Annotated in this window: 7 protein-coding genes; 5 read left to right on the forward strand and 2 right to left on the reverse strand. The window is 53.2% G+C overall.

Going from position 1 to position 6,775, the window contains the following annotated elements; genetic code table 11:
* Positions 1–302: 302 nt before the first annotated feature.
* The 3 genes from ACI4N7_RS08015 to mnmA all read left to right on the forward strand — a co-directional run bounded on the left by ACI4N7_RS08015 (position 303) and on the right by mnmA (position 3,610).
* Positions 303–1,397 (forward strand): hypothetical protein, encoded by a 1,095-nt coding sequence (locus ACI4N7_RS08015; RefSeq protein ID WP_439732835.1) that lies wholly within the window; start codon positions 303–305, stop codon positions 1,395–1,397.
* Between the two features lie 50 nt (positions 1,398–1,447).
* Positions 1,448–1,729, forward strand: a complete 282-nt coding sequence (locus ACI4N7_RS08020; protein ID WP_439732836.1) for a hypothetical protein — start codon at positions 1,448–1,450, stop codon at positions 1,727–1,729.
* 822 nt (positions 1,730–2,551) lie between these two features.
* Positions 2,552–3,610 carry a tRNA 2-thiouridine(34) synthase MnmA gene (mnmA, locus tag ACI4N7_RS08025; protein ID WP_439732837.1) on the forward strand — a complete coding sequence of 353 codons (1,059 nt, stop codon included), beginning with the start codon at positions 2,552–2,554 and terminating at the stop codon, positions 3,608–3,610.
* Between the two features lie 70 nt (positions 3,611–3,680).
* Here mnmA and ACI4N7_RS08030 read toward each other — a convergent pair whose 3' ends face one another.
* Both ACI4N7_RS08030 and ACI4N7_RS08035 read right to left on the reverse strand, forming a co-directional pair.
* Entirely contained in the window at positions 3,681–4,061 is a 381-nt protein-coding gene (locus tag ACI4N7_RS08030) for a type II toxin-antitoxin system HicB family antitoxin (RefSeq protein WP_439732838.1), read from the reverse strand.
* 171 nt (positions 4,062–4,232) lie between these two features.
* A complete protein-coding gene (locus tag ACI4N7_RS08035; protein WP_439732839.1) occupies positions 4,233–5,105 on the reverse strand; it encodes a LysR family transcriptional regulator in 873 nt (290 codons plus the stop codon).
* Between the two features lie 230 nt (positions 5,106–5,335).
* Between ACI4N7_RS08035 and ACI4N7_RS08040 the strand changes: the two genes are divergently transcribed.
* Positions 5,336–6,232 carry a DMT family transporter gene (locus ACI4N7_RS08040; RefSeq protein WP_439732840.1) on the forward strand — a complete coding sequence of 299 codons (897 nt, stop codon included), beginning with the start codon at positions 5,336–5,338 and terminating at the stop codon, positions 6,230–6,232.
* 96 nt (positions 6,233–6,328) lie between these two features.
* A complete protein-coding gene (locus ACI4N7_RS08045; protein WP_439732841.1) occupies positions 6,329–6,775 on the forward strand; it encodes an Lrp/AsnC family transcriptional regulator in 447 nt (148 codons plus the stop codon).

Here is a 6,775-nt window from a genome sequence, read left to right on the forward strand (position 1 = left end):
AATGACGGGGTGCCTGTGGCGGACCGGGGTCGAGACCGGGACCGGGATTAGGATCGAGACTGGGATTGGGATGGTTTGTAGCTGGGAATCAAGAATTAGAAACTAGAAACTAGAAACTAGAAACCAGCCACTAGCCACTAGTCCACCAGCTCACCAGCCCACTGGGAGCTTCTCCGACTCTGCTTCCAAACCTTGAGATGATGGGTCCTGTCATTTCCGCTTACAGATGCCAAGGCAGCGGCAGGAATTCTGTATTATAATAAACATATAATATTTCAAGTATTTTCGCAGAGGAGCTCGTTTTGTTCTTTAAAGACAATCCTTTTTACCTCTTGGGGGTACATACCACGGACAGCGGGGCGTGCATTGACCAGGCGCTTCAGGAAAAACTGAACAGGGCAGGGGGAGAGAAGGAGAAGAACCGTCTGCTGGATGCGGCCTATATGCTGCGAAAGAGCGTGAAGCGGAGCGGTGCGGAATTTTTCTGGCTGCCGGGACTGGAGAAGGAGCGGGCTTTTGCCCTGGTGGACAGAGCAGTGCGGGGAGATGATTTCAAGGAGGAGGACTTTTCTTCCCTGCCGCCACTGTCCCGGGTGGTGCTTTCCCTGAACGGGCTGTTTTATGGAAGCAGGAGTGTCCGGCTTCTTCTGGAGGAAATCTGCGATTCCTACGAGGCTGTTCGTCCGGAAGAGGGAGCGGCTCTTTTTAATGGAGACCGGCGGAAGGCAGGCCTGCCGGTGCTCCGGAATTTTTCCCATGTGGAAATGTGGAAGAGGGAGCTGCCTTCCCACCTGACAGAGGCAGTGAAACATCTGGATACGGTCGATTATGCCGCCCTTCTGTCAGAGCTGGGAAAGACAAGGAGCCGCAGTTTTCCCTGGGGACTTCTTCTTCTTGATTTTGTGGAAAAAAGCAGAAAGCAAAGAGAAAAGCTGGAAAAAGACCTGCAGCACAGTCTGTCCCTTGCGGAGCACAGCTTTTCCGACGGGCTGCGCCAGGCGGAGAAACAGGTAGACAGTCTGGCAGGCCTGACGAAACCGTTATGCCTGAGGAACGGATACTGGCCGCTGGAGCCCTCTTTCCTGGCTGTGCGAAACCAGGTGATTGCCTTCTGGAAGGAAGGAAAACGAAAGGAAAGCCGGGCCATGGGGGATGCCCTGTTTCCCTTCTTTCAGGAATGGAAACCGCTGAAGGAACAGATAGAAAAGGACAGGCAGGCCATGGAAGAGGGAAGAACACCGGATATCCTGCGGGGAAAGTCTTCCTCCCTTCCAAAGAAAACACCGCCGGCCGTGGCTGGCGGAAAGGAAGGAGCGGCGGAACGGACATATCCCCTCTTCCTCCTTTTCCTCGTATTTTTTATTCTCCTCACGGTGTATTATTTTTTCCTTAAATAAACAGGAATTGATTGGACACAGAGAGGAAATTTTTATTAAAGGAGATTACAATGGCAGACAATCCGGAAGACCTGAAGCAGCAAATCATCGGGCTGGTGGAAGAAAAAGGCTTTCCCGGCGAACTGGGCGCCCTGGCTGCGGACAGCCTGGGCAGTGAACATGCCATGCTCCGCATGATCGGCTGGCTGCGGAACAGTCAGCCCCGGCGGGCGGAAGACATTGCCGATGAAATGCTGGCCATCTGCGAGGACAGAGACAACTGGCGCAGAAAAAAGGAATCGGAATTTTACCAGCAGAAATATAATCGGTATTTGTGGGATATGAAGAAATAGACGTTCAGAAGGATTAAAAGGTTCTCAAGTTTGATAAGTCTCCGGTCTGAAGGTTGTGGAGGCGTCTGTCGGCGCATGATACAATGGTGCCGCTGGTGCCCTTCGTTATTTCGAACGTAGCAGAGCAGCTGTTGCATGTCCACCTACCATCTGATGTAATGTATTCGACTTGACAATGCTTAAAGAAATTTATATGCTTTAGATAAGCATAGAGGCCCCCCTGACCCGGGGAATGAGCTGCGGTATCATCCGAGAGCACCCGGGCGGTGTGGGTTTCTATGTCATTTTTATGCCCTGTTCATTTCGAGCGAAGCCAGTCAGCTGCCAATAGGAAAGCCTCTTACTGGGCAGGCTAGAGGTCAGCTTCGGCTGACTTAGAGACTCTACGCAGAGTCTCCACAGAGTCGAAAAATCTTAATTAGTGGGCTTATGTACTAGTGGGCTAATGAGCTGGTGGATGGCTTCTAGCTACTGGCTGTATGCCACTGAGTCCCGATTTCGCCACTGGGCTAGTTCAAAGGGTAATTATGAATGCTGCCAAAGGCAGCATATAAAGAGGCACTCATCACCATCCTATGAACCCGGGGCCGCGCGGCGGCCTCTTTCCCCTTGCACTGTAATGATATAATGTATGAGTATCCTTCGGACTTTCACTCCGATGCGATTTTTTTCGGGATTTCCCCGGAATGATGGTTGATGAAAAGGGCGGGCCGCACAGGAAGGGCTGCTTTCGTCATTGTCCGGTTTCATCCTTGCAGAATCGGACTCTGTGAAGGAGGGCGCTTTCCTCCGGCTCTGCCCTTTTCGGGAAAGGATTTCAAAATGACAGAAAAGAAAAAAGTAGTGGTCGCCATGTCCGGCGGCGTGGACAGCACGCTCACGGCCCGTCTTCTCCTGGATCAGGGATATGAGGTGTATGGAGCCACCATGTACCAGTTTGACGGACAGGATGAGGAGATCGAGGGAGCCCGCAGCATGGCGGAGCTTCTGGGGATTCCCTTCAAGGCGGTGGATGTGCGGGAAGCCTATCAGAAGTTTGTGCTTTCCTATTTCATTGATGCCTACAGCCGGGGAATGACGCCCAATCCCTGCATGATGTGTGATTTCAAGGTGAAGTTCGGCCTTTTCTATGATGAGGTGCGGAAGGCCTTTGATGCCCCCTACTTCGCCACCGGCCATTATGCCCGCATCCTTTACAATCCGGAGCGGCAGAAGTATGAAGTGCATAAAGGGGTGGACATGGGGAAGGATCAGTCCTATATGATGTATCATCTGACCCAGGACCAGCTGGCCCACATTATTTTCCCTCTGGGACGGACGTTTAAAAAAGATACCCGCCGGATTTCCAAAGAAAAGGGGCTTCCTACCTATAATAAGGCGGAATCCCAGGATATCTGCTTCCTTACCAGCGAAAGCTCCTATGTGGAATTTCTTAAAAATCATGCCCCCGAGGCGTTCAAACCGGGGGATATTGTAGATAAGAAGGGACGGGTTCTCGGACATCACCGGGGCATTCCCTACTACACCATCGGCCAGAGAAAAGGGCTTGGCATAGCGGCCAGGATGCCTCTCTATGTGACGGAGCTTCGTCCGGACAGGAACCAGGTGGTGGCAGGACCCAATGAGGATCTGTTCCGCACCCGTCTTCTGGCAGATGAGCTTCATTTTACCGACGGGGAAGCGCCGGCGGAGGAGTTCCGCTGCCAGGCAAAGATCCGCTACGGCATCCGCGTGCATGACTGCACGGTGACACTGGAAAGAAACGGACGGGCTGTGGTGAAATTTGACGAGCCCCAGCGGGCAATCACCACGGGCCAGTCGGTGGTATTCTATGATGATGACCGTCTGATCGGCGGCGGCACCATTATGAGAGCGCTGTAAGGAAACTAGTCCGGCAGGAGCATGCAAAAAGAGCAGTGAAGAGGATTTTCTCTTCACTGCTCTTTCAATTTTATCTCAATCCAAATACCCGGGACAGGAATCCTGCTTTTCTGCCTTTTCTGGCGGAAGCAGCCCATTCGGCGGATTTGGTTTCGGCATTTTTCACTTTATAGGCTCTGAAGGCGCGGTAGCAGTTCATATCGACCAGTACTACGCATACCTTGGCTTTTCTCATACGGCGCTGGAGAAGTCGCTCATCAGAAGGAAGGGGAATGGAGATTTCCTTTTCTTCCATTTCCAGAAGGGAGGCAGCCATGGCATCCCTGGCCTTTTTGGCCGTTTCATCCATGGAATGTCCCTGGGCCTGGCAGCCCGGCAGATCCGGGAATACGGCGGTAAACATTCCCTTGTCAGCGTCATGTTCAAATATGGCGGGATAGAAATATGTCATCTTTTCCCCCCTTTCCTTCAGTACAGACTTCTCAAAACTCGGTCATTTATATTTTATACCATTTATGCCTCTCCTGCCAACAGGAATTTACAGAAATTTGATGGATTTTTTACGGATTTCCGCGGCAGAGCGGGAGGAAAAACCACGGGCAGGGGACAGGAAGCGGTCAATTTACTTCCGGCCCATCCACTGCAGGGTGACTTCGATCCACTTCCGGAGCGCCGGCGAATGGACTGCGGCTTCGGGCACGGCCAGCCCCAGGGACACGCTGTCGCCGGTGGTGAAGGGGCGCACCTGGACCCGGCCCTTCCAGCCTTCGCTCATAAGCTCGTTATTCAGGGAAATGCCCAGGCCTGCTTCCACCATGCGCCAGGCGGTGTAATTGCTGGCGGTGGACAGGGTGAACCGGGGGTGCAGGCGGTGCCGGCGCAGGAAATCCTCAATGTCCGTATCTTCGTGGGGGAGAATATTGACAAAGGGGATATTTTCCAGATCCGACGGCAGGATGGCTTCCCTGGCGGCCAGGGGATGGGACTGGGGAATCCAAGCCAGCAGGCGGTCCTCCTTCAGGGGAATCCAGTGAAGATGGAGATGGGGACGGCGGCTCATGAAGGCGCAGCTCAGGGTGCCCTCGGCCATGCCTTCCAGACATTCCCGGTTTCCGCATTCCTTCAGGTGGATCTGCACCAGGGGATATTTCCGGTGGTAAAGGGAGAGGATGGAGGGGAGCCAGTGGGCGGCAATGCTGAAGTACGAGCCGATGTAAAGATCGCCGCGGGTGAGGGAAAGGAGGCTGTCCTGCAGGCTTTTCACCTTTTCCTCCGCCTTCACCATGTCCCGGATGGAAGGCAGCAGAGCCTCTCCCTCTTTGGTGAGACGGACGCCGTGACTGGAACGGGACAGCAGGGGAAATCCCGTTTCCTTTTCCAGACTGTCCATCATCCGTGTAATGCCGGAAGGGGAATATCCCGACTCTTCGGCCGCCGCCGTGAGACTTCCCGCCTCCAGGATGCGGAGAAATATTTTATACCGGCTGATATCCATAGATGCCTCCCATGATGAAAACAGGAGCTTTCCTTCCACACAGGCGGGCTCCTGCAGCTGTATTGCGTATCTGTCAATATTATATTGATGAACTTGCGCTTCCGTCAATATGGAAGGCCTCCTATACTAGGGAGGAACTGATTTATTTATAGAATCTGCTTTTATAAGAATTTTATGCATTGCTTCGTCATGGGGTTCCTTAAACAGCCGGAAGGAAAGGAGGCATCACCATGCGTACATCTACGGCGAAAGGACTTATGGTATCAGTCATACTGGCAAGAAGCACATCCTTTCTGTTTTCCAAAACCGCTCTGGCGGCCATGGGCTTATTTGAGCTGCTGGGACTTCGGTTTTTCCTGGCCTTTCTCTTTCTTTCCCTGATTTACAGGAAAAGGCTCCGGGCGTCTTTCGGCAGGGACATACTGCTTCGCGGCACTCTGCTGGGAGCTGTCCTGTACCTGGTTATGGCCTCGGAAATGATGGCTCTGAAGCAGTCGGATATTTACCTGACCGCCTTTCTGGAAAACTCCGCTTTCCTCTTTGTGCCGCTTATCCTGTGGGTGGCGGACAGGCAGAAACCCTCCCGGCGGATGCTCTTTTTCATGGCGGTCATGACGGCAGGCGTGGCCCTGCTCACGCTGAAGGGCACGGATCATTGGAACGGAGCGGCATGGGGGATAGCAGCCGCCTTCTTTTACGGGTTTTTTATCTTCCTCACAGGAAAGCTGGCGGCCAAAAGCGACGGGATTTCCCTTGGCATATGGCAGATGGGCGTTATGGGTGTCCTGAATCTTGTTTCTTCCGCAGCGGTGGAGGAAATGAAGATGCCTTCCGGCCCGGAAACGGTGGTTTCTCTGCTGGCTCTGACCTTTCTCTGCTCCGCCTTCGGATTCACCTTTCAGACAGAAGCGCAGAAATATATTTCAACGGCGGAGGCAGGCCTGTTTTCCGCACTGGATCCCTTATTTGCCACCCTGTGGGGCATGATTTTCCGGGGAGAAAATCCGGGCCCCTCCGGAGCGGCCGGTGCCCTTCTGGTACTTATCGGCATGGTAGGCGCCCAGGGACGGGGAAAAGGACTGGCTGCTCTGCGGCACAGGACAAAGGGAAGCGCCGATTCGGTGTAAAATTCCCGGCATGGATGAAAGGGGCGCAGGAAAGCGCCCCTTCTTTTTTTCCTTTCTTTTCCTGCTATAATAAAGAAAAGAAAGGAGGAAAGGCCATTGATTTCAAAAGTACTGGATGAAACGGACAAAAAAATCATCAACGAACTGAAGAAAAACAGCCGCATTTCCATGACGGAGCTGGGAAAGAAAGTGTACATGACCGGCCAGGCGGCAAAGAACCGTCTGGAACGGCTGCAGGACCTGGGGGTGGTGGAACGGTATACGGTGAACGTCAACTGCCCCGTATTCGGCTATACGGTGCACGGCCTTTTTACCCTGCATCTCCGGGAAGACCGGGCCCGCGATTTTTATCAATTCGTCCGCACCACGGAATTTCACATCCTGCACTGCTATGAAACAGAAGGAAACGTGGTCTTTATTGATGCCCACTTTCCCAGTGAAGAGACCAGAACGGAATTCCAGCGCATCCTTTCCTCCTACGGCACCTGCCGGCTCTATCCGGTGGTCAAGGAAATTCACGGCATTCATCCGGTGGATGAGTGA

It is taken from the genome of Dialister sp. (assembly GCF_051885895.1).
In the GTDB taxonomy this organism is placed as follows: domain Bacteria; phylum Bacillota; class Negativicutes; order Veillonellales; family Dialisteraceae; genus Dialister.